Origin of the sequence: Pseudomonas neuropathica, assembly GCF_015461835.1 — a bacterium.
GTDB lineage: Bacteria > Pseudomonadota > Gammaproteobacteria > Pseudomonadales > Pseudomonadaceae > Aquipseudomonas > Aquipseudomonas neuropathica.
In genome coordinates this window covers 1-23461 of the sequence record NZ_JACOPX010000004.1, presented here as the reverse complement: position 1 = coordinate 23461, position 23461 = coordinate 1, and the positions used below count along the sequence as shown (strand labels likewise).

At 59.4% G+C, this 23461-nt stretch carries 26 protein-coding genes; 16 read left to right on the top strand and 10 right to left on the bottom strand.

What is annotated here, in order from left to right:
- Positions 1-15 precede the first annotated feature (15 nt).
- A complete protein-coding gene (locus tag H8F23_RS05890; protein WP_194933723.1) occupies positions 16-207 on the bottom strand; it encodes a YegP family protein in 192 nt (63 codons plus the stop codon).
- Between the two features lie 276 nt (positions 208-483).
- On the opposite strand from H8F23_RS05890, the gene H8F23_RS05885 reads away from it, so the two are divergent.
- The 6 genes from H8F23_RS05885 (at position 484) to H8F23_RS05860 (ending at position 6180) form a co-directional block, all read left to right on the top strand.
- Positions 484-1449: a glycosyltransferase family 2 protein gene (locus H8F23_RS05885; protein WP_194933722.1), complete on the top strand. Its 966-nt coding sequence runs from the start codon at positions 484-486 to the stop codon at positions 1447-1449.
- Positions 1450-1452: 3 nt separating this feature from the next.
- Positions 1453-2163 carry a class I SAM-dependent methyltransferase gene (locus tag H8F23_RS05880; RefSeq protein WP_194933721.1) on the top strand — a complete coding sequence of 237 codons (711 nt, stop codon included), beginning with the start codon at positions 1453-1455 and terminating at the stop codon, positions 2161-2163.
- Entirely contained in the window at positions 2160-2546 is a 387-nt protein-coding gene (locus H8F23_RS05875; RefSeq protein WP_194933720.1) for a GtrA family protein, read from the top strand. The genes H8F23_RS05880 and H8F23_RS05875 overlap by 4 nt, the downstream gene beginning before the upstream one ends.
- Positions 2543-4639, top strand: coding sequence for a DUF6311 domain-containing protein (locus tag H8F23_RS05870; protein WP_194933719.1), 2097 nt, complete (start codon positions 2543-2545; stop codon positions 4637-4639). The genes H8F23_RS05875 and H8F23_RS05870 overlap by 4 nt, the downstream gene beginning before the upstream one ends.
- Before the next feature lie 74 nt (positions 4640-4713).
- The gene (locus H8F23_RS05865) at positions 4714-5634 is read left to right on the top strand and encodes a LysR substrate-binding domain-containing protein (RefSeq protein ID WP_194933718.1); all 921 of its coding nucleotides are present in this window, start codon (positions 4714-4716) and stop codon (positions 5632-5634) included.
- Positions 5635-5814: 180 nt separating this feature from the next.
- Positions 5815-6180, top strand: coding sequence for a 5-carboxymethyl-2-hydroxymuconate Delta-isomerase (locus tag H8F23_RS05860; protein WP_194933717.1), 366 nt, complete (start codon positions 5815-5817; stop codon positions 6178-6180).
- A 12-nt stretch (positions 6181-6192) separates the two neighbouring features.
- Here the strand turns inward: H8F23_RS05860 and H8F23_RS05855 are convergent, their stop codons facing one another.
- Both H8F23_RS05855 and H8F23_RS05850 read right to left on the bottom strand, forming a co-directional pair.
- The gene (locus H8F23_RS05855; protein WP_194933716.1) at positions 6193-7119 is read right to left on the bottom strand and encodes a LysR family transcriptional regulator; all 927 of its coding nucleotides are present in this window, start codon (positions 7117-7119) and stop codon (positions 6193-6195) included.
- 185 nt (positions 7120-7304) lie between these two features.
- The gene (locus tag H8F23_RS05850) at positions 7305-8489 is read right to left on the bottom strand and encodes a cyanate transporter (protein WP_194933715.1); all 1185 of its coding nucleotides are present in this window, start codon (positions 8487-8489) and stop codon (positions 7305-7307) included.
- A gap of 406 nt (positions 8490-8895) precedes the next feature.
- Here H8F23_RS05850 and H8F23_RS05845 point away from each other — a divergent pair, with 406 nt between their 5' ends.
- The 4 genes from H8F23_RS05845 to H8F23_RS05830 all read left to right on the top strand — a co-directional run bounded on the left by H8F23_RS05845 (position 8896) and on the right by H8F23_RS05830 (position 13169).
- On the top strand, positions 8896-10545 hold the full coding sequence (locus H8F23_RS05845; RefSeq protein ID WP_194933714.1) for a phosphoethanolamine transferase: 1650 nt from the start codon (positions 8896-8898) through the stop codon (positions 10543-10545).
- Positions 10546-10708: 163 nt separating this feature from the next.
- A complete protein-coding gene (gene rnd, locus H8F23_RS05840) occupies positions 10709-11842 on the top strand; it encodes a ribonuclease D (RefSeq protein ID WP_093438244.1) in 1134 nt (377 codons plus the stop codon).
- Positions 11839-12132, top strand: coding sequence for a YcgL domain-containing protein (locus tag H8F23_RS05835; RefSeq protein ID WP_194933713.1), 294 nt, complete (start codon positions 11839-11841; stop codon positions 12130-12132). The genes rnd and H8F23_RS05835 overlap by 4 nt, the downstream gene beginning before the upstream one ends.
- 104 nt (positions 12133-12236) lie before the next feature.
- On the top strand, positions 12237-13169 hold the full coding sequence (locus H8F23_RS05830) for a D-2-hydroxyacid dehydrogenase (RefSeq protein ID WP_194933712.1): 933 nt from the start codon (positions 12237-12239) through the stop codon (positions 13167-13169).
- 132 nt (positions 13170-13301) lie between these two features.
- Here the strand turns inward: H8F23_RS05830 and H8F23_RS05825 are convergent, their stop codons facing one another.
- On the bottom strand, positions 13302-13895 hold the full coding sequence (locus H8F23_RS05825) for a nitroreductase family protein (RefSeq protein ID WP_194933711.1): 594 nt from the start codon (positions 13893-13895) through the stop codon (positions 13302-13304).
- Between the two features lie 279 nt (positions 13896-14174).
- Here H8F23_RS05825 and H8F23_RS05820 point away from each other — a divergent pair, with 279 nt between their 5' ends.
- The gene (locus H8F23_RS05820; protein ID WP_093438229.1) at positions 14175-14624 is read left to right on the top strand and encodes a YcgN family cysteine cluster protein; all 450 of its coding nucleotides are present in this window, start codon (positions 14175-14177) and stop codon (positions 14622-14624) included.
- 35 nt (positions 14625-14659) lie between these two features.
- Positions 14660-15889, top strand: coding sequence for a hypothetical protein (locus tag H8F23_RS05815; RefSeq protein WP_194933710.1), 1230 nt, complete (start codon positions 14660-14662; stop codon positions 15887-15889).
- 95 nt (positions 15890-15984) lie between these two features.
- Here the strand turns inward: H8F23_RS05815 and H8F23_RS05810 are convergent, their stop codons facing one another.
- The 4 genes from H8F23_RS05810 to H8F23_RS05795 all read right to left on the bottom strand — a co-directional run bounded on the left by H8F23_RS05810 (position 15985) and on the right by H8F23_RS05795 (position 18153).
- Positions 15985-16362, bottom strand: a complete 378-nt coding sequence (locus H8F23_RS05810; RefSeq protein ID WP_194933709.1) for a YgaP family membrane protein — start codon at positions 16360-16362, stop codon at positions 15985-15987.
- Positions 16363-16443: 81 nt separating this feature from the next.
- Positions 16444-16914, bottom strand: a complete 471-nt coding sequence (locus tag H8F23_RS05805; RefSeq protein ID WP_007911337.1) for an RNA methyltransferase — start codon at positions 16912-16914, stop codon at positions 16444-16446.
- 132 nt (positions 16915-17046) lie between these two features.
- The gene (locus H8F23_RS05800; RefSeq protein WP_194933708.1) at positions 17047-17418 is read right to left on the bottom strand and encodes a YajD family HNH nuclease; all 372 of its coding nucleotides are present in this window, start codon (positions 17416-17418) and stop codon (positions 17047-17049) included.
- A 48-nt stretch (positions 17419-17466) separates the two neighbouring features.
- The gene (locus H8F23_RS05795; protein WP_194933707.1) at positions 17467-18153 is read right to left on the bottom strand and encodes a spermidine synthase; all 687 of its coding nucleotides are present in this window, start codon (positions 18151-18153) and stop codon (positions 17467-17469) included.
- A 79-nt stretch (positions 18154-18232) separates the two neighbouring features.
- On the opposite strand from H8F23_RS05795, the gene H8F23_RS05790 reads away from it, so the two are divergent.
- The gene (locus H8F23_RS05790; protein WP_099758270.1) at positions 18233-18517 is read left to right on the top strand and encodes a hypothetical protein; all 285 of its coding nucleotides are present in this window, start codon (positions 18233-18235) and stop codon (positions 18515-18517) included.
- Here H8F23_RS05790 and H8F23_RS05785 read toward each other — a convergent pair.
- Entirely contained in the window at positions 18514-18987 is a 474-nt protein-coding gene (locus tag H8F23_RS05785; protein ID WP_034153174.1) for a cyclic nucleotide-binding domain-containing protein, read from the bottom strand. The two genes, H8F23_RS05790 and H8F23_RS05785, sit on opposite strands and share 4 nt — an antisense overlap.
- A 201-nt stretch (positions 18988-19188) precedes the next feature.
- A complete protein-coding gene (locus tag H8F23_RS05780) occupies positions 19189-21243 on the bottom strand; it encodes a S9 family peptidase (RefSeq protein ID WP_194933706.1) in 2055 nt (684 codons plus the stop codon).
- Positions 21244-21469: 226 nt separating this feature from the next.
- On the opposite strand from H8F23_RS05780, the gene H8F23_RS05775 reads away from it, so the two are divergent.
- The 3 genes from H8F23_RS05775 to H8F23_RS05765 are packed head-to-tail and all read left to right on the top strand — an operon-like array spanning position 21470 to position 23314.
- Positions 21470-21967 (top strand): hypothetical protein, encoded by a 498-nt coding sequence (locus H8F23_RS05775; RefSeq protein WP_034153176.1) that lies wholly within the window; start codon positions 21470-21472, stop codon positions 21965-21967.
- Positions 21968-21982: 15 nt separating this feature from the next.
- On the top strand, positions 21983-22759 hold the full coding sequence (locus H8F23_RS05770) for a class II glutamine amidotransferase (RefSeq protein WP_008085906.1): 777 nt from the start codon (positions 21983-21985) through the stop codon (positions 22757-22759).
- Positions 22760-22771: 12 nt separating this feature from the next.
- Positions 22772-23314, top strand: coding sequence for a DUF2937 family protein (locus H8F23_RS05765; protein WP_007911321.1), 543 nt, complete (start codon positions 22772-22774; stop codon positions 23312-23314).
- Positions 23315-23461: the final 147 nt, after the last annotated feature.

Below are 23461 nucleotides of genomic sequence, written 5' to 3'. Positions count from 1 at the left end.
GACCGTGCAGAGCGGCTAGATCTCCTTGACCGGCGTCTCCCCCTGCACAGACTTGATCAACCCGATCACGTGCATGCAATCCGCCTTGTTCACATACGACTCGCCACTGGCGATGGTCTCGTGGTTACCCGCTCTCAGTCTCCAGCGCCATTGCCCTTTGCCGGTGCTCGGGGTGCCTCTGGATTGCCTGTAAATCTCGAAATACATTCAGTTCGCTCCATGCGATTCATTGTGCGACAGCCGGTGTGGCGCATGGTCGCAAGCCTAGCGCAGACGGTTTTTTTGGCTATCGGACATTTGTTTCCAATCGTTCGCGGATGTTTCTGAAGGGCGCGGGCTAGAGCGCAGCAATAGGCCTGTGGATTGGCCAAAATGACACCGTCTGATCCTTGCAACACCGTCGACGCTGCTGCTTAATACGGGACGGCTCATGGCGTCGAATATCGTTCGGCGACCGCCTAACACTATAAGAAGAGCACTCCTTTGACTGAGCACGGAACGCAACAGGCCGGGCGGGTGACGTTATCGCTGGTGGTCCCCGTTTTTAACGAAGAGGACAGCCTCGACACGTTTCTGCGGTGCATCAATGAAGTCTTTCAGACGCAGGCGTTGATCGACCTTGAACTGGTGTTCGTCAACGACGGCAGTACCGATGCCACGCTTGAGCGCCTGCTCGAACATCAGCGGCACGATGCGCGTCTGCGTATCGTCGATTTGAGTCGCAACTTCGGCAAAGAAGCAGCGTTGTCCGCCGGTTTGCAGATCGCGACCGGGCAAATCGTGGTGCCGATCGACGCTGATCTGCAGGACCCGCCCGAGGTCATTCTGCAGATGATCGAGCGTTGGCGAGAAGGCTTTGAAGTGGTGCTCGGTCACCGCATCAGCCGTCGCAGCGACACCTGGGCCAAGCAGACATCAGCGCACTGGTTCTACCGCCTGCACAACAAGATCGCTGAACAGCCTTTGCCCGAGAATGTCGGCGATTTTCGTCTGATGGATCGCTGCGTGGTCGATGCCTTGCTGACCCTGCCGGAATCCCGGCGCTTCATGAAAGGCCTGTTCGCCTGGGTCGGCTTTCGCACCACTCACGTCGATTACGAGCGCCCGGAGCGCGTGGCGGGGCAGAGCAAGTTCAATGGCTGGCGCCTGTGGAATTTCGCGCTGGAAGGCATCACCAGTTTCAGCACTGAACCGTTGCGGATCTGGACGTATGTCGGCGCACTGGTGTCGCTGGTGTCATTTGCCTTCGCCATATTCATCGTCCTACGCACGCTGATTCACGGTATCGACATGCCCGGTTATGCCTCGCTGATGGTGGCCGTGACCTTCCTCGGTGGACTGCAATTGATCGGCATCGGTGTGCTCGGTGAGTACCTGGGCCGCACGTATATCGAATCCAAACGCCGGCCGGTTTTTCTGGTGCGTCGCGTCTATGACCCCAAGGACTGACACATGGATCTCAAGGAAACCGACATCCTCGGCGACGCCATCGACGAGCACTGGTATTACTGCTCGAAAGCCGCCGCCACCCGGCGTTTGCTGGGAGATGCACCCATCAGCCGAATCCTTGATGTCGGTGCCGGCTCGGGATTTTTCTCCCACCATTTGCTGACGCACACCGATGCACGCGAAGCGTGGTGCGTGGATATCAGCTATACCGCCGACTCCAGCACTACCACCGCCGGCAAAGCGGTGCACTACCGTCGCGGGATCGAGACCATCGATGCCGATCTGGTGTTGCTGATGGACGTGCTGGAGCATGTCGATGATGACCTCGGTCTGCTCAAGATGTACGTCGACAAAGTGCCATCTGGCAGCCGGTTTCTGATGACGGTACCGGCATTCCAGTTCTTGTGGAGTGGCCACGATGACTTTCTTGAGCACAAGCGCCGTTACACCCTGGCGCAGTTCGAAACCCTGGCGCGTGATGCCGGTTTGACGGTGCAGCGCGGTGCCTATTATTTCGGTGCGGTGTTTCCGATCGCTGCGGCGTTGCGCTTGCTGCCGCAAGGCGCGCAAGCCCAAACGCCGCGTTCACAGCTCAAGCGTCATCATCCGCTGGTCAACGGTGTTCTCAAGACGCTATGCAGTCTTGAACTGCCGTTGATGAGCATGAACCGTCTGGCCGGGTTGAGTGTGTTCGTGCTGGCGCGCAAACCGTGACCTCGGCGCAAAAAACAGCATTGATTCAGCGGGGTTTGCGCTTTGCCGTGACCGGGCTGTTTGTCACTGCGCTGCACGCGCTGGTGGCGGTGCTGTTCATCGACTTCATTGCTGCGCAACCGCCGCTGGCCAACGGCGTGGCGTTTGCCGTGGCGACGGTGGTTTCCTACGTGATCAACACCACCTGGAGCTTTTCTGCCCGCTTGCATGGACGAACGCTGCTGCGTTTTCTGCTGGTGTCCGTGGGCGGCTTTTTCCTCGCGATGTTCGTTGCCTGGGCCGCGCAGGTTGCCGGGCTGCACTATCTGCTGGGCATCGTTGCGGTGGCACTGACGATTCCAGCGTTCACCTTTGTCTTGCACAATTTCTGGACGTATCGATGAAGGCTTCACCAAACCATCCGGCGCTGGGCGTGTTGCCTTTACTGCTCGGCGTTCTGGCATTTTTCTGTGTGATCGGGCCGCAAGCGCTGGATCCGCAAAACATTGCCTGGCTGGAGCAGGGCGATCCGGCGACGCATTATCTGGGCTGGGAATATTTTCGCCATTCACCCTGGACCTTTCCGCTCGGACTCAACCCTTCCTATGGTCTGGAGCTGGGCAGTTCGATCATCTTTTCCGACTCCAATCCGCTGCTGGCGTTGCTGTTCAAACCGTTCAATGCGTGGTTGCCGGCGACCTTCCAGTATTTCGGTCTGTGGCTGCTGGCGTGTTTCGTGCTGCAAGCCTGGTTCGCCTGGAAACTGCTGGGGCTGATGACCGGCAATCCGCTGATTCGTTTGCTGGGTACCGGTTTGCTGGTGGTTTCACCGCCGATGTTTCTACGCATGGGCGGACACCTTTCCCTGTCCGGGCATTTTCTTATTCTGGCGGCGCTGTACCTGGCGTTGTTGCCGAACCTGTCTCGACGACGCCTGGCCTGGGGCGCGTTACTGGCGGTGACGGCGATGGTGCATGCTTACCTGCTGGCGATGGTGGCGCTGATCTGGGTAGCAGATCTGCTCGGCAAAACTTTCAGTCAACAACTGACTCGGCGTCAGGGGTTGCTTGAAGGTATTTCGCTGTTTGCCGTGGTGAGTGTGTGTTGTTGGCAGGCCGGTTACTTCGCCATTGCCGACGGCGGGCAATCCGGCGGTTTCGGGTTGTACCGGATGAACCTGTTGTCGCCACTCGACCCAGCGGGCTGGTCGTTCATCTTGCCGGATCTGCCAAAAGCCAGCGGCGATTACGAAGGCTTTAATTATCCGGGGCTGGGTGTGCTGTTGCTGGTGCCGTTGGCGCTGATTGCCTTTCTGAGAAATCGCCAGCCGCTGAAGGATGAGCTTCGCGTTCGCCCTTGGCTGTTGCTGGCGTTGATCGGTTTATCGTTGTTTGCGCTATCGAACCAGATCGGTGTCGGCGGGCACACGTTCAGCTATCCGCTGCCGAAAATCGTCCTCAAACTGGCCAATGTTTTTCGCGCCTCGGGGCGGATGTTCTGGCCCGTGTTGTACGCGCTCATCCTGATGGTGATGTTCCTGCTGGTGCGCGGTTACCGGCCACGTATCGTCGTCACGTTGTTGGCACTGGCATTGACGATACAGATTGTCGACACGCGCAACGGCTGGATGGGCTTGCGCAACAGCAAAATGATGACGCCCGCCGCAGAATGGCCAACGCCGATGCGTGATCCATTCTGGGTGAGTGCGGCGGCGCATTACCCGAACGTGCGCAGTCTGATGCCACAGAATCAGTCCGAACGCTGGCAAATGATTGCCGATTTCGCTGCGACCCATGGTCTGAAAACCGACGCGGTCTATCTGGGACGCATGAGTTCCACAGCGCTGGATCAGGCTCGGCAGAAAACGCAGCACATGCTCGAATCAGGGCAATACGATGCCGACTCGTTGTACATCCTCGACGACTCCGTGCTGGCCGATGCCGCCAAAAGCGTCAACAGTGAAACGGATCTGCTGACCCGAGTGGATGGCCTGGTGGTACTGGCGCCGGGCTGGAAGCGTTGTTCGCAGTGCCTGAGCGTGCCTGATGAAGGACGCCGAATGTCATCGCTGGCACTGATGCGTCCCGGTCAGGCGCTGATCTTCAACTACTCCGCCCGGCAGTTGACCAGCGGTTGGTCGACCCCGGAAAACTGGGGCACATGGTCGGCGGGGCAGCAGGCGCAGGTCGACTTGCGGGTGTCACCCGAGGCGCGCTCGATTGCGCTGGAGGTCATGGCATTCGTTTTGCCGCAACACCCGGCGCAGCGAGTGATTGTCAGTTTGAATGGCGAGCAGGTACTGAGCACGCGGCTGGTGCAACATCAGGATAATCATCTGGAGATCCTGATCAGTCCTGCGATCCGTCAGTATCTGGCAGACAATGATCGCCTGACGATCGAGCTGCAATTGCCCGACGCCATCAGCCCTGAACAATTGGGCATCAATGACGATTCACGGGTCATGGCGCTGGGCTTGAAACGCCTGACGGTGAACTGACGCAGCGTGGCGATGGACGGCGGGGCCCCGGCCTTTCTACACTGCCGGTATTCCGGGGGGGCAGGGGGCAATGGATGAACCGCAATGAACTACGCAAGGCTGACATCAACCTGATGGTGGTGTTCGAGACCTTGATGCTCGAACGCAACGTGACCCGGGCGGCCGAGAAGTTGTTTCTCGGCCAGCCGACCATCAGCTCGGCGCTCAATCGCTTGCGCACCATGCTCAATGATCCGCTGTTCATCCGCGTCGGTCACCGCATGGAACCGACCGCCCGCGCCGAAGATATTTTCCGCCATCTCAAGCCGGCGCTGGATTCGCTGTCGGTCGCGCTGAGCCTGACCCGCGATTTCGATCCGGCCGTGAGCACCATGACGTTTCGCATCGGTCTGTCCGATGACGTCGAATTCGGCCTGCTGCCGCCGCTGTTGCGTGCGCTGCGCCAGGAAGCGCCGAACGTGGTGTTCGTGGTGCAACACGTTGATTACTGGCGCATCCCCGATCTGCTCGCGGCGGGCGACATCACGGTCGGCATCAGCCAGACCCGAGGCTTGCCGGCCAATGCCAAGCGCAAACTGCTGCGGCACATTCAGCCGAGCATCCTGCGCGCCGACGCCAGTGATACACCGCTGACGCTGGATGAATATTGCGCGCGCCCCCATGTATTGGTTTCGCACACGGCCAACGTCAGTGGTTTTGCCGATGAGTGGCTGGCCGAACTCGGTCGTACTCGCCAAGTGGTGCTGTCGGTACCGCAATACAGCGCGTTGCCGGCGCTGCTGGCGGGCACTGACCTGATTGCCAGTCTGCCGGACTACACGGCAGCAGCCATGGCCACTTCCGGATTGCTATTTAAGGAGCCGTTCCCGTTCAAGACGCCGACGCTGGATCTGTCGATGGTCTGGCTCAGCCACGTCGACAGCGATCCGGCCGAGCGCTGGTTGCGCTCAAGGCTGGAGCAATTCATGAGCGAACGGCCACTGACCCCAGTCTGACGAACATCACATACCGTGTGGGAGCGAGCTTGCTCGCGAAAGCGGCGTATCAGCACCTTAAGTGTCGCTGAACGAGCGCATTCGCGAGCAAGCTCGCTCCCACATTGGAAAGTCACCGGGAGGGTAGGACAGAGCTGTGCTATATGTACGACCTTTCTGCCAACTGACTGGGGACCTGCAATGCCACACCTGCACATGGAATACACCGCCAACCTGCCGCAGTTGAACGCTGACGTCGCGTTGATCCGCCTGAACAACACCTTGGTGGCTTCCGGGCAGTTCGCGGCGGAGTTCGATATCAAAAGTCGTGCGGTGAAAGTCGAGACCTTCAAGGTCGGAACTGCCATGGCCGAGCGCGCCTTCGTCTATGTGAAGCTGGCGCTGCTCAGCGGGCGTTCGCCGCAGATCAAAAAGCAGTTGTCAGAGAGCCTGTTGGCAGTCTTGCAGGACCTGTGCGAATGGCCGGCCGGTGTCGAGGTGCAGCTGTGTGTCGAACTGGACGACATGGATCGCGAGTCCTATAGCAAAACCGCGATTGGTGTGTAGGACTCAGGCCGCTTAGAGTTCGCTGCACACCTTGACCACCTGCTCGCGCAACCACAGGTTGGCGCTGTCCTGATCAACGCTCTGGCTCCATTGCATGTCCAGGGTAAAGCCCGGCAAGCCATTTGGCGCCTCGCAGTGATTGAACACCGCCTCGTTGGTCAGTAAACGCTGGATACGGCGCGGTAGGGTGAGGATGAAGTCGGTCCCCGTGATCATTTTCAATGCCGCGCTGTAGCTGTTCGAGCGCGCGACGATCTGACGCTTCTGCGCCTGCCGCGCCAGCCAGCCATCGACCATGTTGGTGGTTGATGTCCATGGCGTCGGGAACACGTGCCGGCGTTCGGTAAAAGCCTGCAGGCTCAGGCGTGGCTCCAGTGGCGTGGCGCGTTTGTCGAAGACGCAGACCAGATCGTCCTCCAGCAGCATTTGTGATTTCAGGTCAGCGTGATGACGGTGGAAGTTGGGGCCGAAGCTGATCACCAGATCGAGGCTGCCGTCGCGCAGCTCATCCGCCGGGACATCGGTCTCGAACTTGTGCATGTTGACCATCACCGGCAAATCGTCGAAGTCGAAACGCTTCAACAGACGCGGCAGGATCAGTTGCTCGAAGTATTCCGGGGCGCAGATGTTGAAGGTGACGGCTTGTCGGGTCGGGTCGAACGTGGGTGCACCGGCGTGGCACAGGTTGATGCTTTCGAGGATCTTCTGCACATGCCCGTACATGGTGCTGGCCTTGTAGGTCGGACGCATGCCGGTGCGGGTGTTGATAAACAGTTCGTCTTCGAAACTGGTGCGCAGTTTTTTCAAACAGTAGCTGACCGTGGACTGGCTGACGAACAGGGTTTCTGACACATCGGTGACGCTGCTCTGCTCATAAACAGCGACAAACACCATGAGATCCTGCATGTCGAGCTTTCTAAGCAAGTTACTGTTCAGCATCCGTTCCGTCTCGCTGTGCTCCTTGCGCTGAATCCGCGCAAACGTGTGCGAATGATCCTAACGGAACGATGGTGCCAGGACAAAGCCCTGTAGGACGTTTCACAGTCAGTTGTGGGACAGAAAGTTTTAGTAACACGACGTCTCGGGGCAAACCGCAGAAAGATGGCCAGAGGCCTTTAGCCTGATCAGGAAAAGTGCCTCGCGTAATGCCGGGGATCGAAGCGCCATACCATCAACAGCATCACCACCATTACCGCGGTCAACGACCACCACGCCCACTCGAAGCTGCCCAGTTGATCGCGGATCATTCCAGCCATCAGCGGCGAGAGGCCAGCAATCAGATAGCCAATGCCTTGCACAAATGCAGTCAGGCCCCCGGCACGTTGCGGGTTGTCGAGATGATCAAGCGAGACAATCAGGCTCATCGGGAACAACCCGCCAATGCCCAGCCCCAACAGGCATGGCCACAGCAGGCTGAATTGTTGCGGGCTGAGGATCAGGCCGCAAAATCCGCCGATGATCAGAGCCAGTAGCGTCATCAGAATCACACGCCGATCCCGGCTGCGATTGGCGATAGCCGGAACCACCAGACCGGAAATCACCTCCATGGCCGTCAGCAAACCCAACAGCAGCCCGGCATTCTGTTCGTTCCAGCCGTTTTCCACGTAGTACGGCGCGAGCCAGGCCAGCACGCAGGTATAGGACGCTGTCCCCAGACCAAAGAAGAGGGCCAGCAACCAGGCACGGGAATACTTGAAGAACGAATCCTTGCCGGCTGTCGCCGTCACCGTGGAGGACAGCTGGTTGCGTTGCGACCACCAGAACAGCAGCGCGATGAATGCCAGGATCGCCCAGATCGCCAAACCGCCGCGCCAGCTCCCGGTTTGCAGCATCACCAGCGGTGCGAACGAGGCCGCAATCGCTGCGCCGCCCATGATTGACGTGACATATAAACCCATGCACAGCGCGACGTTGTCGGCGAAGCGCGATTTGATCAGCGTCGGCATCAACGCCTGAATCAACGCAATGCCGACGCCAGCCAGCACCGCGCTGACGATCATTTCGGCTGCCGATTCGATAAACAGCCGCGACAGCGTCGCCAGGCCAATGATCAGCAAGGACAGCAACACCGTCCGTTGTTCGCCCAGCCGCTGACTGATGCCAATGCCGAAAAACATCGCCAGACCCATCGCCATCACTGGCAGCATGGTCAGCAGTGACGCGACGCTGAAACTCAGCGGGATGTCAGTGCGAATGGCCGACAGTAACGGACCGAGCGCCGCCATCGATGGACGCAGATTGAGGGCGACGAGCATGATCGCGAGCATCAACCAGACAGCGGGGCGAGCGGTAGCGCGGACGTTTTCCATCATCAGACCTTTGGGCGGGGCAGATGATTAAGCGCGGAACCGCTTGTGTCGGGCAAACCAGAAAATCCACAGCCCTTTTTAAAAATCAAATACCGATCCCTGTAGGAGCTGTCGAGTGCAACGAGGCTGCGATCTTTTGATCTGGCTTTTAAGATCAAGATCAAATGATCGCAGCCTGCGGCAGCTCCTACAGGGACCGCATTGTCTGCTGAATAAAAGCTGAACCATTCTCAAATACTTCGTAAGTTCCATCGTCTCACCAAAAGCCAACTAATCGTTGGCGTCTTTTTCACAAAAAATTGATGGTTGCCTGCTTAAAGTTTCTCGTGCCTTAGTTAATGAAATTTTCACAATCGAAATTTCCGTCATTGACCGAGGCTCTTCTTTTCAGGAATCGCCCCTTTCTATGTTGAAGTTAAAAGCCGTGCGCCCGGAATGGGTGACGTTGATTGCCAGCGCCTTTCTTTTAATTGGCTGCAATTTTGTCCTTTGGCAGCACCTGTTCGAGATCACCGCCGCCGATGGCAAGGGCATCGCCATGCGCGTGGCGTTCGGGGTGATGATCCTTGCGGCATTCAACGTCGTGCTGACGCTTCTGGCATTCCGTCCGTTGCTCAAACCGCTGTTGACCCTGATATTTCTGATCAGCGCCGGCGTGGCTTATTTCATGAGTCAATATGGCGTCATGATCGATGCCGGCATGTTTCGCAACTTTGCCGAAACCAATGCAACGGAAGTGCGTGATCTGCTCTCGTTGAAGTTGTTTGCTTATATTCTGTTGCTCGGTGTATTACCGTCCTGGTTGTTGTGGAAAGTGCCAGTCAACTATCGTCGATGGCACCGTGAGTTAATCAGCAAAGTTATTGTCGGTGTTGCCTCTGTGGCAGTGATTGGTGGGGTGGCGCTGGCCAACTATCAGGGCTTGTCATCGCTGTTTCGCAATCACCACGAAATTCGCCTGATGCTGGTACCCAGTAATTACATCGGTGCTTCGGCGGGTTATCTACGTGAGCAAGTGGTCTCGGCGCGGCAGCCATTCATCAAGATCGGCGAGGACGCCGAGCGCAATCCGGATGTGAAGCTTCAACCGCGTAAATCGCTGACCGTGCTGGTGGTGGGTGAAAGTGCCCGGGCGGAGAACTTCGGCATCCTCGGTTACCACCGTGACACCACGCCGACACTCGATAAGGAAGCCGGTCTGATCGCTTTCACTGACGTGCATTCCTGCGGGACGGAAACGGCGGTATCGGTGCCGTGCATGTTTTCCAACATGGGCCGCAAGGATTATGACGCCAGCAAGGCGAAGAATGAGGAAGGCCTGCTCGATGTGCTCAAGCATGCCGGTATCGACGTGATCTGGCGCGACAACCAGTCCGGCTGCAAAGGCACTTGCGACCGGGTCACCCTGCAAGATGTCAGCAATCTGAAAGATCCGGTGCTGTGTGCCAACAGCGAGTGCCGCGACGAAATCCTCCTGCAAGGTCTGCAAAGTTTTATCGACCATCTGGACAAGGACACCGTGCTGGTTTTGCACCAGATGGGCAGTCACGGCCCGGAATACTTCAAGCGTTATCCCAAGGAATACGAGCACTTCACCCCGGTGTGTGAAAGTAACGCGCTGAACAATTGCAGCCGCGAAAGTATCGTCAACGGTTATGACAACACGCTGGTGTATACCGATCACGTGCTGTCGAGCCTGATCGATGTATTGCGCATTAATCAGGACAAAGTTGATACCGCGATGTTGTACCTGTCGGACCACGGTGAGTCGCTTGGCGAGTACAACTTGTTCCTGCACGGTACGCCTTACATGTTGGCGCCAGAGCAACAAAAGCATGTAGCGATGCTGGCGTGGTTCTCCGATAACTATCAGAAGGCTTATTCGGTCGACACGCATTGCCTGCAAATGAGCCGCGACAAACCACTGAGCCAGGACAACCTGTTCCACTCGATGCTTGGCCTGCTTGAGGTCAGGAGCAAGGTCTATCAGCCGGGTCTGGACATGTTTGCCGGTTGCCGTGGTGCGGTGATCGACGGCGTACTCGCCAAGGACTGAGGCCAATCGGCTCCGTCGTTCTGATACGACGGGGCTTTCTGCTTCTTTTGTCAGACTATTCTTGCTCTCTGGCAGGACATTTCGTTACAGCTCTTGCCCTTCACAGGCGCGTAAATCGCCAGTGGCGATATATACTGCGCGCCATTCTTCAAGGGAGAGCCGTGTGGCCATCGATATTCACTGGATTCGCGACAACGAAAGCCTCGCGCAGTTTTGCGCCGAGTGGCAGCAGCTGCCGTTCGTTGCCCTCGACACCGAATTCATGCGGGTCGACACCTTCTACCCGATTGCCGGCCTGTTGCAGGTGGGCGACGGCAAACGCGCCTACCTGATCGATCCGCTGACCATCAATGCCTGGCAACCGCTGGCTGCGTTGCTGGAGAACCCGGCGGTACTCAAAGTCCTGCACGCCTGCAGCGAAGACCTCGAAGTGCTGTTGCGCCTGACCGGCAGCCTGCCGGCCCCGATGTTCGACACGCAACTGGCCGCCGCTTACCTGAACCTCGGTTTCTCGATGGGTTATTCGCGACTGGTGCAGGAAGTGCTCGGCATTGAACTGCCGAAGGGCGAGACCCGTTCCGACTGGTTGCAGCGTCCGTTGTCCGAGACGCAAATCAGCTACGCCGCCGAAGATGCGGTGCATCTGGCGGAGGTTTTCGTACAGCTGAGGCCGAAACTGTCTGACGACAAATTCGCCTGGGTGCTGGAGGACGGCGCTGAACTGGTCGCCAACCTGCGCCGTGAAACCGACCCGTACGAGGTCTATCGCGAGGCCAAACTGGCGTGGAAACTCTCGCGTGCGCAACTGGCGGTTCTGCGTGAACTGTGCGCCTGGCGGGAAAAGGAAGCCCGCGCCCGCGATCTGCCGCGCAACCGCATCGTCCGCGAGCATTCGCTGTGGCCGCTGGCCCGCACGCAACCGGACAACCTCGCGGCGCTGGGCAAGATCGAAGACATGCACCCGCGTACCGTGCGTCAGGACGGCCAATTTCTGCTTGATCTGATCAAGCGCTCTGGCAGTGTGGGGCCTGATCAATGGCCGCCCGCCGTAGCGGAGCCATTGCCGATCGAAGCCGCCGCGTTGATCAAACAATTGCGCGCATTGGGCCAGGCTGAGGCCGAGCGTCTGGGCATTGCCCCGGAACTGATGCTGCGCAAGAAAACCCTCGAAGCCCTGGTCAAAAGCGGCTATCCCGAGGGTCCTTACCAATTGCCTGAGTCGTTGCGTGGCTGGCGCCGCGAACTCATGGGCCAGAAGCTGCTCGACAGCCTGGCCACCGCCGGAGAACAGCCTTGAAACGTATTTGTTCCATCTACCAAAGCTCCAAGCGCAGCGGCATGTACCTTTATGTGCTCAAAAGTGATGCGCTGGAGCGTGTGCCGGAAGCGCTGATGCTGGCGTTCGGCAAAGCGAAGCATTCCTTCGACCTGGTGCTGTCGCCTGAGCGCAAACTGGCCAGCGAGGACATCGTCGTGGTCCTGGAAAACCTCGACAAGCAGGGCTACCACCTGCAAATGCCGCCGGCCGAGGACGAGTACATCGAGCACTTGCCCGAAGAGTTGCTGCGACGCAACGATCCGGTCTGATCTGCGCGGCTCTGTTCTGAGTCTCGGTTTACCCTGGAACTGTTTTTACCGCGATGGCCGGCTTAATCCGGCGGCCGTCTGCACGGTTTGCGAAAGGTTTGAAGATGCGCGTTCTGATTGCCGAACACGACCACGCGATATACGCCCGGCTGCTGCGTCAGGCAGCACCCGAGCTTGAAGTACTGACCAGCGGCGACTCCGCCGAGCTGGCCCGTCAGGCCGCCGATTGTCCGGTGTGGCTGGGGCAGCCGGATTTGCTCGCGACTCTGTTGCGCCAGGGGCACCAGCCACAATGGCTGCAATCGACCTGGGCCGGTATCACACCCTTGCTCGCTGACGGCTTGCGCCGCGATTACCGTTTGACCCGTGCAGTGGGGATTTTCGGTCAGGTGATGGCCGAGTACGTGCTGACCTACATCCTTGGCCATGAGCGCGAAGTGCTGGCGCGACTGGTCAGTCAGGTCGAGCGTAAATGGGACAACCGCAGCGGCCAGAGCCTGGTCGGGCGCAAAGTGCTGATCGTCGGCACCGGCGATATCGGCCAGAGCGTCGCGCAGTTTCTGCTGCCGTTCGGCATTGAGCTGTACGGGATTGCCAGCAGCGCCCGTGAGCAGGCGCCGTTTGTCGAAGTCGGTTCGATGGCTGATTTGCCGCGACTGGTGGGTGAAGTGGATTACGTGGTCAATCTGCTGCCGAACACCGAACACACCCACGATATCTACGACGCGGCGCTGTTCAAGCAATTCAAGCCAACCGGGTTGTTCATCAACGCCGGGCGCGGTGTCGCGGTGGTCGATGCCGACCTGGTGGAAGCGTTGAAGGAAGGCCATCTGGCGGGGGCGGTGATCGACGTTTGCCGTCAGGAGCCACTGCCGCAACGCCATCCATTCTGGACCGCTTGGGGCTTGCTGCTGACCGGCCACAGTTCGGCGCCGACGTCACCGGCGTTGATGGTGCAGCTGTTTGTCGAGAACCTGAAGGCGTATCAAGCGGGTGAAGCGTTGCGCGGGGAAGTGGATTTCAGTCGCGGGTATTGATCTCCTTGCTTCAGATCGTTCCCACGCTCCGCGTGGGAATGCAGCCGGGGACGCTCTGCGTCCCATTGGAACGCGGAGCGTCCCTTGAGTCATTCCCACGCGGAGCGTGGGAACGATCATTTGCGGTGTGGCTTAGAGGGTGAAGTCGCCTTCCGCCGCCAGTTCATTCAGCGGGCGGCGCGGGCTCGGCTCTTCACGGGCCTGCAGGTATTCAGCCAGCGTTGCCTTGTCACCGAGCTTGCCGACGGCAACGGCCGCATGCAGCGCATAACCTTCAGGAATGTTCAGCTCTTTGCGCGTCAGTTCCTGATCGAACCCGGCCATGCCGTGGGTGTGCCAGCCACTGATGCTTGCTTGCAGCGCCAGATGGCCCCACGCCGAGCCGGTGTCGAAGGTATGCCACAGCGCCGGCGTTTCTTCGCTGGCGCCCGGTGCGGTGAAGGTGGTTTTCGAAATCACGATGACCAATGCCGAGGCATGCTGCGCCCAGCTACGGTTGAATTCGTTGAGCAGACCCAGATAACGCTCCCAGTTTGGCGTATCGCGACGCGCATAGAGGAAACGCCAAGGCTGCGAGTTGTACGCCGAGGGCGCCCAGCGTGCGGCTTCGAAGAAGCTCAGCAGGGTTTCTTCCGGGATCGCTTCGCCAGTGAAGGCGCGCGGCGACCAGCGGTCGGTGAATTGCGGGTGAATGGCGTAATCGGCAACGCGTGGGTTGGCACTCATCAAGAGATTCCTTGCTACGTTTGAGTCAGGGATTTGAATGAAAACCCGGCGGGATCAGTTGCGCTGAGCGATGGGGTTTTCCGAGCCTGAGGGTTCACCACAATGCAACGCGGTCGAGCGTTAATGGCTTGCGGGCAAGGCTCCTTGCGACTGGCAAAGCTACGCGCCGCCACAAAAACTGACAAGCCCCGCGCAACCGGCAGTCGCCGGCGCTTGGCCCGCAAGGCCTTGGGCACTAGACTGGCGGCCTTTTCACCACCTGATGTTGATGCTTGAGCCATGGCCGCCAAAGTCGAACCGTTCTGGAAACGCAAAACCCTCGATCAACTCGATCACCAGGAATGGGAATCGCTGTGCGACGGCTGTGGTCTGTGCTGCCTGCAAAAGCTTGAGGATGAGGAAGACAACAGCGTTTATTACACGCGCATCGCCTGCAAACTGCTGGACCTGAAAACCTGCCAGTGCAGCGATTATCCGAACCGCATCAAGTTTGTCCCGGACTGCATCCAGCTCACCCCGGGCCAGGCCGAAGAGTTCAAATGGCTGCCGCCGACCTGCGGTTATCGACTGGTCAGCGAGGGCAAGGATCTACCGTTGTGGCACCACCTGGTCTGCGGCGATCGCGACGCGGTGCACCACGAGCGGATTTCCCAGTCCGGGCGCATGCTCGCCGAAGGCAGCGTGCCGGAGGATGACTGGGAAGATCACCTGATTTTCCGCGCGGGCTGACTACCTGCTGATTCAAGCTTTACCAAGGAGTGTGTATGGCTGTCGGATTGCAGCGAGCGTTGATGATGGCGCTGCTGGCGCTGAGCGCCCCGGTGTGGGCGGCGAAGAAAGTCGATCTGGATTATCACGTGCGCCTGTTGCCGCAAAGCGATCAGGCCGAGGTGCGCCTGACCCTGGGCAAAGGCGAGGTGGTGCGCAGTCTCGATTTCGACCTGGGCGACGGCAGCCATTACAGCGACTTCAAGGCAGACGGCCAATGGCTGCTGACCCCGGGCAAAAACGCCCGGGGCGTCTGGCGCCCGACCAGTGACAAGGCCAGCCTGACTTACCGCGTGCGCATCAGCCACGGACGCAAGAACGGCAGTTTCGACACCCGTATGACCCCCAGCTGGGCATTGATGCGTGGCGATGAACTGGTGCCGCCAGCCAAACTCGATCAGCAGGACGGCACCGAACTGGTCGCGCGCCTGCAATTCGAATTGCCCGATGGCTGGAAAAGTATCGAAACCGCCTGGCCGCGTATCGGCAAGAACAAATTCCGCATCGACAACCCGTCACGCCTGTTTGATCGTCCGACGGGCTGGATGCTCGCCGGCCATCTCGGTACCCGCCGCACGCGCCTGGGCGAAACCGAAGTCACCGTGGCCTCGCCGCAAGGGCAGGGCATGCGCCGGATGGACGTGCTGACCCTGCTTACGTTCGTCTGGCCGCAGGTGCAGGCGGTTTATCCACGCCATCCGGCGAAACTGTTGATCGTCGGCGCCAATGACCCGATGTGGCGCGGCAGCCTCGGCGCACATGAATCCATCTACGTGAACACGCGATTGCCGCTGGTCAGCGAAAGCGGCAGCAGTGCGCTGGTGCGCGAGCTGGCCCAGGTGTTCGGGCGGATTAACGACGAGCAGCGCAGCGACTGGATCAGCGAGAGTTTTGCCGAGTATTACGCCATTGAACTGGTGCGCCGTGCCGGCGGCATGAGCGATGAGCGTTATCAGGCGCTACAGACGAAACTGGCCAGGGACGGCCAGAAAGTCACCACGTTGCGCGGCGAACAGATCAGCCCGGCGCAAGTGGCGAAAGCGGTGGTGGTGTTGCAGGAACTGGATGGCGAGATTCGCTTGAAGACGCGCAACAAGCGCTCGCTGGATGATGTGTTGCGTGGAGCAATGCATTTGGGGACGGTGAGCACGAAGGAATTTGTGCAATTGGCCGAGAGCGTGCTTGGCGAGTCCTCGAAAGTCCTTGATACCGCGTTGCTACAGTAAAGATCAAAAGATCGCAGCCTTCGGCAGCTCCTACCTGTGGAATGCGTTTTCCCTGTAGGAGCTGCCGCAGGCTGCGATCTTTTGCTTTTAAGCTATCAACCCCCGGCTTTCGGCGATTTCACCGAATCATTGCCGGTCACGGTGGCGGTGCTGGTCGCCGCCTCGGCATTGGCCTTGAGCTTGCTCAACTCTTCCCCGGCCCGCTCGATCTTCGCCCGCACATTATTCATGTCCTGACGACTCTTCTCGATCAGGCTTTTCATCGAACTATGCCCGGTAATCCCGCGCGCCATGGCCACGCCGCCAATCGCCACCTGAATCAAACCGAACACACCGCCACGGCGCAGGCCCTTGCCGACCATGATCACGCCACCGGCCAATGAGCCAATGCGCTCCCAGCCTTCGACGTTCTGCTCGGAATGGCTCTGGAACGGGGTGGATTCGATACGCTCGACGCGTTTGAGCTCGGTCATGATCTTTCTCCAGGCAATGAGTAATGGATAAATTAGCTGACTGCCAGAGCGGTCAGCTCGTTCCATCGGATGTGCGACGCTTTAGCGGAATTTTGGCCCGGAGCGGGTGTTCAAGCCTTTGGCCATGCGGTCGTAGAGCACGACGTTGACTGTGGCGGCGAGGTTCATGCAGCCGGTGGTCGGGATGTACACGACGTCTTCGCACCAGTCGCGGATCTCTTTATCCAGCGAGCCGTCTTCGGGGCCGAAGATGTACAGGGCGCGATCCGGGTGGGTGTATTCCGGCAGTGGGCGGGCGCCTTCGACCAGTTCCACGGCGACGGGCACGCAGTTGAGCGGGAGGATCTTTTTCAGGTCATCGATGCCAATCAGCGGGATGTCGTAGTGCACGCGTTTGGTGTCGGTGACGAAGTCGGCGGCGCGTTCATAACGCTTGCCGGTGTAGAACACCGACGCCACGCCGTAGCAGCCTGCGGCGCGCATCACCGAACCGACGTTTTCCGGTGATTTGGGGTTATACAAACCAATGCAGCTGTACCGTTTGTCTGCCACGAGCGGGGTGCCTTCGGGAAAAAGAGCGCGATTATACGGGGATAAGATCAAAAGATCGCAGCCTTCGGCAGCTCCTACAGTTGAATGGCGTACACCCTGTAGGAGCTGCCGAAGGCTGCGATCTTTTGCTTTTTAATCTTCTTTCTTCATCAACCCGGCCAGCGCGGCAAACGGGTTATGCGTGGCCTTGGCGATCTTCGGCGTGCTCAGCGAGCCTTCGCTGAAATACTGCTGGTCGGTATAGCGCGAGTGTTCGTTGTCGTGGCAATACAGGCACAACAGCTCCCAGTTCGAGCCGTCCTGCGGGTTGTTGTCGTGGTTGTGGTCGCGGTGGTGCACGGTCAGTTCGCTCAGGCGCTTGCCGGAAAACTCACGGGTGCAGCGGCCACAGACGTGCGGGTACATCTTCAGGGCTTTGTCGCGGTAGCCCATTTCCTTGTCGCGCTGGTTGTCGGCGAGGATGCGATCCAGCTTCGAGGTGTTGGGTGGGGTGGACGAACTCATGGGTTCACCTTTGTAAAAGACTGATGACGGTTATGCGCAGAGTTTAGCTCAGCCCTTGAGCTTCTCGGCAATCCAGATCGTGTGGCGCGTGCCCTTGTTGCCGTGGGCGAAGACCTGGACTTCTTCGGCCTTGAAACCGGCCTTCTTCAATTTTTCGGAAAACAGCCGGTCGGCGCTGGCCGACCACACCGCTAGCACGCCTTTCGGGCGCAGGGCTTTGGCGCAGGCATTCAGACCAGCGGCGGAATACAGCCAGCTGTTGGCTTTCTGGGTCAGGCCTTCAGGGCCGTTGTCGACGTCGAGCATGATTGCGTCGAAACCGTTCGGCTCATTTTGCAGGACCTTGGCCACGTCTTCCTGACGGATCACCGTGCGCGGGTCCAGCAGCGGACGACCGGACTTTTCGCCGAGCGGGCCACGGTTCCACTCGACCACGCCGGGGACCAGCTCCGCGACCACCACTTCGGCAGTCTTGCCCAGATGTTTGAGCGCGGAGGCGAGGGTGAAACCCATGCCCAGACCGCCGATCAGCACCCGCGAATTCGGCCGGCCAGCGACCTTGCGGCACGGAATTTCGGCCAGCGCATCTTCGGAACCGTGCATGCGCGTGTTCATCAATTGTCCGCCGTCGCCGCCCTGGATCTTGATGACAAAATCCTCGCCATACTCGAACAGGCACAGGGCACCGCCGCTTTCAGGGATCGGGGTAGTGTCGAGCAGAACGAAACGTTTCATGGAAATCTCTACAAGGGGGAAGGCAAGCAGCCCCGTTGGGAGTAGCCTGAGCGCAGACTAAGGCCAAACGGAGCCCTTGATGAAGCGCACCATTCTAACGGTCATTGCCCTGGCCGCGCTCTCGATTACTGCAGTGCAGGCGCAGCAGGTCGTTCCAGTCAGCCCGGCGCCGCAACCCGGCTCGCCTGGCACCGCTACACCGACACCGTATCCGCAGATCACGCCGATCAACATTCCAAAGTCTGGCGCTGGCAGTGGCAGCCCGCCACTGGTGCCGATTGAAATGCCCAGTCCGCCGAGCAAGGATCAACCGGTGCCGGGCATCGAGCCGAGTGGCACCAAGGCGAAGCCCCCCGGCGGTTAAACCTGTTGCGCCGCCAGTTGGCCGTCGGCCATGCGCAGGCGTTTCGACAGAGAGACGGCGAGGGCGCGGATGATTTTCGCGGCGATCTTTGGCGCGTCGTTGAGCATTTTTTCCAGCGAGTCTTTGCCGAGGTTCAATAGCTGACAGTTTGTCGCCGCCACGCACGTTGCCGAGCGTCGTTCGCCATCGAGCACGGCCATTTCGCCGAAGGCCCGACCGCTACGCAGGGTGGCCATGGTGATCACCTGGCCATCGGGCCCGGTTTTCTGCACGGCCACCTGGCCGGTGTGGAGGATGCACATGAAACTGCCGGCATCACCCTCGCGGAATATCGCTTCGCCTTCGGCCACGGTACTGATGCTGAAGTAGCCGGAAGCGGCCGCAAAGTCGGCCAGCTGCAATTGATCGAACAGGCCACAGTCCATCAGCCAGTCGCGGATTTCGTTGTTCAGGAAGGTCGGTTCTGACATGTCGTCACGGTCTTTTTATTGTCTCGGATTTCAGGCTACACACGCTTCCCATGTAGGAGCTGCCGAAGGCTGCGATCTGTTGATCTTGCCTTTGAAAAAATCAAAATCAAAAGATCGCAGCCTTCGGCAGCTCCTACAGGGATCTGTGGGGTATCGGCCTCTTGGGTCTGCAATTAAGACCCAAGTGACCGACGGAGTTCCTCAGGCCAGACCCAGAACCTTGAAAACAAATGCGTATTCGAGTGCTACGTCACGTAATCCCTGATAACGCCCGCTCATCCCGCCATGCCCGGCGCCCAATTCAGTCTTGAGCAGCAGCACGTTGTCGTCGGTTTTGGATGCGCGCAGTTTCGCCACCCACTTGGCCGCTTCCCAGTACTGCACGCGGCTGTCGTTGTAACCGGCGATCACCAGCGTCGCTGGATAATCCTGCGCACTGACGTTTTCGTACGGCGCGTAAGCCTTGATCCGCTCGTAAACCTGCGGCTCTTCGGGATTGCCCCACTCGTCGTACTCTGTAACGGTCAGCGGCAGTTCCGGGTCGAGCATGGTATTGAGCACATCGACGAACGGCACTTCAGCAATTGCCACGCCGAACAGATCCGGACGCTGGTTGAGCACCGCGCCAATCAGCAAACCACCCGCGCTGCCGCCGCTGATCGCCAGTTTATCGGCCGTGGTAATGCCGTTGAGGATCAGAAATTCGGCGCAGGCAATGAAGTCGCTGAAGGTGTTGTGTTTGTGTTCCTGCTTGCCGGCGCGATACCAGGCCTCGCCCAATTCACCGCCGCCGCGCACATGCGCAATGGCGAAGGCCATGCCACGATCCAGAAGGCTCAGGCGCGCGTGAGAAAACCACGGATCAAGGCTCGAACCGTAGGCGCCATAACCGTACAGGTACAGCGGCACGGCTTTGCCAACCATTTCGCGCTTCATCACCAGACTGATCGGCACTTGCGTACCGTCCGGCGCAGTCGCCCACAGGCGCTGGCTGACGTAGGCATCGGCGTCGAACGGGCCGAGCACCGGGGTTTCTTTCAACACCGCTTGTTCGCCGCTGGCGAGGATCAGTTGGCGAACTTGCGCCGGACGGTTCAACGCCTCGTAGCGCAGGCGAATGCGGTCGCTCTCGAACTCCAGGCTGTTTTGCACATAGAGACTGTAGGCCGCGTCCGGCAATTGCACGCGATACGGCGCCAGACCGTGTGGGTGAACTTCTATGATCGGCAGGCCGCCCTCGCGCAGGCTCAGGGTCATGGCCTCGGTGTTGAGGCTGACGCCATCAAGCATCACCGTATCGCTGTGGGGGATCAGGTTCTGCCAGTCGGCTTCGGTCGGCGCGGTGCCGGTGTCCGCCGCCTGATACAGCGCGTAGTTGATGCCGTCACGGTTGGTGCGGATAAACCATGTCCACACGCCATTGAACAGGCCGTGATCGACATCATATTCATGATCCTCGACCCGCGGCGCCAGGCAGGTGAACGGCAGGTGCGGCTGGTGGGCGTCCAGCGCCCAGACTTCGCTGGTGGTCTTGCTGCCCAGCGACAGGAGCAACTGCTGTTCGGAGCTGGAGCGGTAGCAATGCAGGAAGAAGCGCCCGTCGGGTTCATGGAAAACTTCTTCGGCAGCGGTGCCGTCGAGGCGGTAGCGGAAGAGTTTGTGCGGGCGGTGCGTGTCGTCGAGTACGCCGAAGAACAGGGTCAGGCTGTCATTGGCCCAGGTCATGCTGCCGTCGCAGTCTTCGAATTCCAGTTCGCTGACTTTGTCGTTGGCCAGTTCCTTGACGAACAGCGTGTAGATCTCGTCGCCCGAGGCATCGACGCTGTAGGCCAGACGCTGGTGATCCGGGCTGATACTGAATGCACCCAGCGAGAAGAAACCGCCGTTGGCCAGGACATTCGGGTCGAGCAGCAGTTGTTCGCGACTTTCGTCGAGGCTCAGGCTGTCGTCCGCCGGACGCGGGCAGCGGTAGTGTCGGGCGTATTCGTCGCCCGCCGTGGTGCGCGTGTAATACAGGTACGGACCCCAAGGCGAGGGCAGGGACAGGTCGGTTTCCAGAATCCGGCCCTTGATCTCTTCGAACAGGCTTTCACGCAGCTCGGCCTGATCGGCGGTTTGCGCTTCCTGCCAGGCGTTTTCGGCCTTGAGGTAATCAAGCACCGCGTCGGTGTCGCGCTCCTGCAGCCAGGCATACGGGTCGGCACCGGCGGCCTTGTGGGCGATCGGGGCGCTGATGACGTTGGCGGATTGGGGCATGGAAGGCTCTCGGAAAATGTACGGAATAAGGGTTTTCGCAGCGCTAGAAACCGTCGCAGACCCTGTAGGAGTGAGCCTGCTCGCGATAAGGTCGGCACATTCAACATCAATGTTGTCAGGCTGTCCGTCATCGCGAGCAGGCTCGCTCCTACAGGTCGTGTGTCTATTGGGACAAGCCGCACGGGCGAAAAGTCGTTACTATAAGCGCCTCTTTGCCTGCCTTGCCATGGACACCATGACCGAGAACGACTATCTGATCGCCTGGGGCCTCTACGCCTTTGCTGCTGTGGGCTGCCTGTTGGTATGGATGCGCCTGACCACCTGGATGTGGCGCTGGTTGCGCGAACCGCTGCGCGTCTTGATGGCCGTGTTGTTGTTCAGCCCGACCATCATTGATCCGGTGAAAGCCAAGGTTGCACCGTCCATCGCCATTACTGCGCTGGATCTGGCCTTCAAGGTCGGCAACAACGCCTGGCGGGCGATCTCCGATCTGTTCATGTACAGCATGATCGCTTTCGGCATCTACCTGATCTTTGTGCTGATCCGCTTTCCGATCGAACGCGCTTCCCGTGCGCGTCGTGAACAGGCAGAGGCCGCCAAAGCAGCTGCCCGCGCTGATGACCGCGACGACGATCAGCCGTTTGGCGGCGCCGGCGATGACCGCTATGGCCGTCCACCTCTGCCAAACAATCCGCAGCGTATGCGGGTCGAGCCGCGCCTGTAACCCGAGAGTCCGCACATGTGTGAATTACTGGGCATGAGTGCCAACGTGCCGACCGATATCGTGTTCAGCTTCACTGGCCTGATGCAGCGCGGCGGTCGCACCGGTCCGCACCGCGACGGCTGGGGTATCGCCTTTTATGAAGGCCGTGGCTTGCGTCTGTTTCAGGATCCGGCGGCAAGTTGTGAGTCCGAAGTCGCCAATCTGGTGCAGCGCTATCCGATCAAGAGTGAAGTGGTCATCGGCCACATCCGCCAGGCCAATGTCGGCAAGGTCTGCCTGTCCAACACCCACCCGTTCGTCCGTGAACTGTGGGGGCGCAATTGGTGCTTTGCGCACAACGGCCAGCTCGCCGATTTCACCCCGATCAAAAGCTTCTACCGCCCGGTCGGCGATACCGACAGCGAAGCGGCGTTCTGCGATTTGCTTAACCGCGTGCGTGCAGCATTCCCGGAACCGGTCGATATAGAAGCGCTGTTGCCGGATCTGGTCGCCGCGTGCGCCGAATACCGCAGCAAAGGCGTGTTCAACTGCCTGCTCAGCGATGGCGACTGGCTGTTCTGCTATTGCTCGACCAAACTCGCACAGATCACTCGCCGCGCCCCGTTCGGCCCGGCACGCTTGAAGGATGTCGACGTGATCGTCGATTTCCAGGCGGAAACCACGCCCAACGACGTGGTTACCGTGATCGCCACCGAGCCTTTGACCGAAAACGAAACCTGGACCCGCTACGAACCGGGCCAATGGAGCCTGTGGCGACGCGGCGAATGCGTCAGTCAGGGCAAGACCGAATAAGGATTGCACCCCATGTTGCTCAGTTATGTACGGCTGGTGTTGTTTGCGGCGGGCCTGTTGATCGGTGTCCAGGTGCCAGGCTTCATCAACGATTACGCGAAACGTGTCGAGGCGCATCTGATCGAAGCGCAGACTGGCTTGCGCGGTTTTCAGGGCACCGCCGAGCAGTTCTTCAAGGGTGATATGCAGGCGCTGGTCGCGCATTATCGCGCCAGTGAAGACCCGGTATTTCGCAGCGATGCTGACAGCCTGAGCACCTTGCTCAGCCGCCAGATCGCGCTGGACAAGCAGTTCCAGGCGATGCAAGGGCCGTGGTACATCCGCTTCCTGCAAGTGGTGCTGGCCGCCGACCCGGACATTCGCAAGGAAACCTGGAATGGCTACAGCTACCAGATCCTGCTGACCCCGGAAGCAATGATCTGGGGCATGAGCGGCGCGCTGTTGCTGTCGTTCGGCATCGAGTGCCTGTTCCGCTTGATCGATTGGGTCGTGCTCGGTGGCCGCCGTCTGCGCCAGAGCCGGCCGATCGAAGACCGCGACGTGCGCGGGTTGTAACAGATGATCGTTCCCACGCGGAGCGTCACTAGTGTCCGGTAAAAACTGAAGGGGGAGCTTGCTCCCCCTTGCTGTGCCTGCTTCCTGAGCAATAATCAGGTTTTTCAGACTCGATTTTCGCCTATGTTCAGTAGCACCCGATTTGCG

Coding starts and splice junctions, on each gene's coding strand:
- H8F23_RS05770 (WP_008085906.1), top strand. CDS start 21,983: ATGTGTGAATTACTGGGCATGAGTGCCAACGTGCCGACCGATATCGTG.
- H8F23_RS05765 (WP_007911321.1), top strand. CDS start 22,772: ATGTTGCTCAGTTATGTACGGCTGGTGTTGTTTGCGGCGGGCCTGTTG.
- H8F23_RS05820 (WP_093438229.1), top strand. CDS start 14,175: ATGGCCGCCAAAGTCGAACCGTTCTGGAAACGCAAAACCCTCGATCAA.
- H8F23_RS05780 (WP_194933706.1), bottom strand. CDS start 21,243: ATGCCCCAATCCGCCAACGTCATCAGCGCCCCGATCGCCCACAAGGCC.
- H8F23_RS05865 (WP_194933718.1), top strand. CDS start 4,714: ATGAACCGCAATGAACTACGCAAGGCTGACATCAACCTGATGGTGGTG.
- H8F23_RS05890 (WP_194933723.1), bottom strand. CDS start 207: ATGTATTTCGAGATTTACAGGCAATCCAGAGGCACCCCGAGCACCGGC.
- H8F23_RS05850 (WP_194933715.1), bottom strand. CDS start 8,489: ATGGAAAACGTCCGCGCTACCGCTCGCCCCGCTGTCTGGTTGATGCTC.
- H8F23_RS05830 (WP_194933712.1), top strand. CDS start 12,237: ATGCGCGTTCTGATTGCCGAACACGACCACGCGATATACGCCCGGCTG.
- H8F23_RS05790 (WP_099758270.1), top strand. CDS start 18,233: ATGAAGCGCACCATTCTAACGGTCATTGCCCTGGCCGCGCTCTCGATT.
- H8F23_RS05880 (WP_194933721.1), top strand. CDS start 1,453: ATGGATCTCAAGGAAACCGACATCCTCGGCGACGCCATCGACGAGCAC.
- H8F23_RS05845 (WP_194933714.1), top strand. CDS start 8,896: ATGTTGAAGTTAAAAGCCGTGCGCCCGGAATGGGTGACGTTGATTGCC.
- H8F23_RS05870 (WP_194933719.1), top strand. CDS start 2,543: ATGAAGGCTTCACCAAACCATCCGGCGCTGGGCGTGTTGCCTTTACTG.
- H8F23_RS05860 (WP_194933717.1), top strand. CDS start 5,815: ATGCCACACCTGCACATGGAATACACCGCCAACCTGCCGCAGTTGAAC.
- H8F23_RS05825 (WP_194933711.1), bottom strand. CDS start 13,895: ATGAGTGCCAACCCACGCGTTGCCGATTACGCCATTCACCCGCAATTC.
- H8F23_RS05815 (WP_194933710.1), top strand. CDS start 14,660: ATGGCTGTCGGATTGCAGCGAGCGTTGATGATGGCGCTGCTGGCGCTG.
- H8F23_RS05795 (WP_194933707.1), bottom strand. CDS start 18,153: ATGAAACGTTTCGTTCTGCTCGACACTACCCCGATCCCTGAAAGCGGC.
- H8F23_RS05810 (WP_194933709.1), bottom strand. CDS start 16,362: ATGACCGAGCTCAAACGCGTCGAGCGTATCGAATCCACCCCGTTCCAG.
- H8F23_RS05800 (WP_194933708.1), bottom strand. CDS start 17,418: ATGAGTTCGTCCACCCCACCCAACACCTCGAAGCTGGATCGCATCCTC.
- H8F23_RS05785 (WP_034153174.1), bottom strand. CDS start 18,987: ATGTCAGAACCGACCTTCCTGAACAACGAAATCCGCGACTGGCTGATG.
- H8F23_RS05775 (WP_034153176.1), top strand. CDS start 21,470: ATGGACACCATGACCGAGAACGACTATCTGATCGCCTGGGGCCTCTAC.
- H8F23_RS05855 (WP_194933716.1), bottom strand. CDS start 7,119: ATGCTGAACAGTAACTTGCTTAGAAAGCTCGACATGCAGGATCTCATG.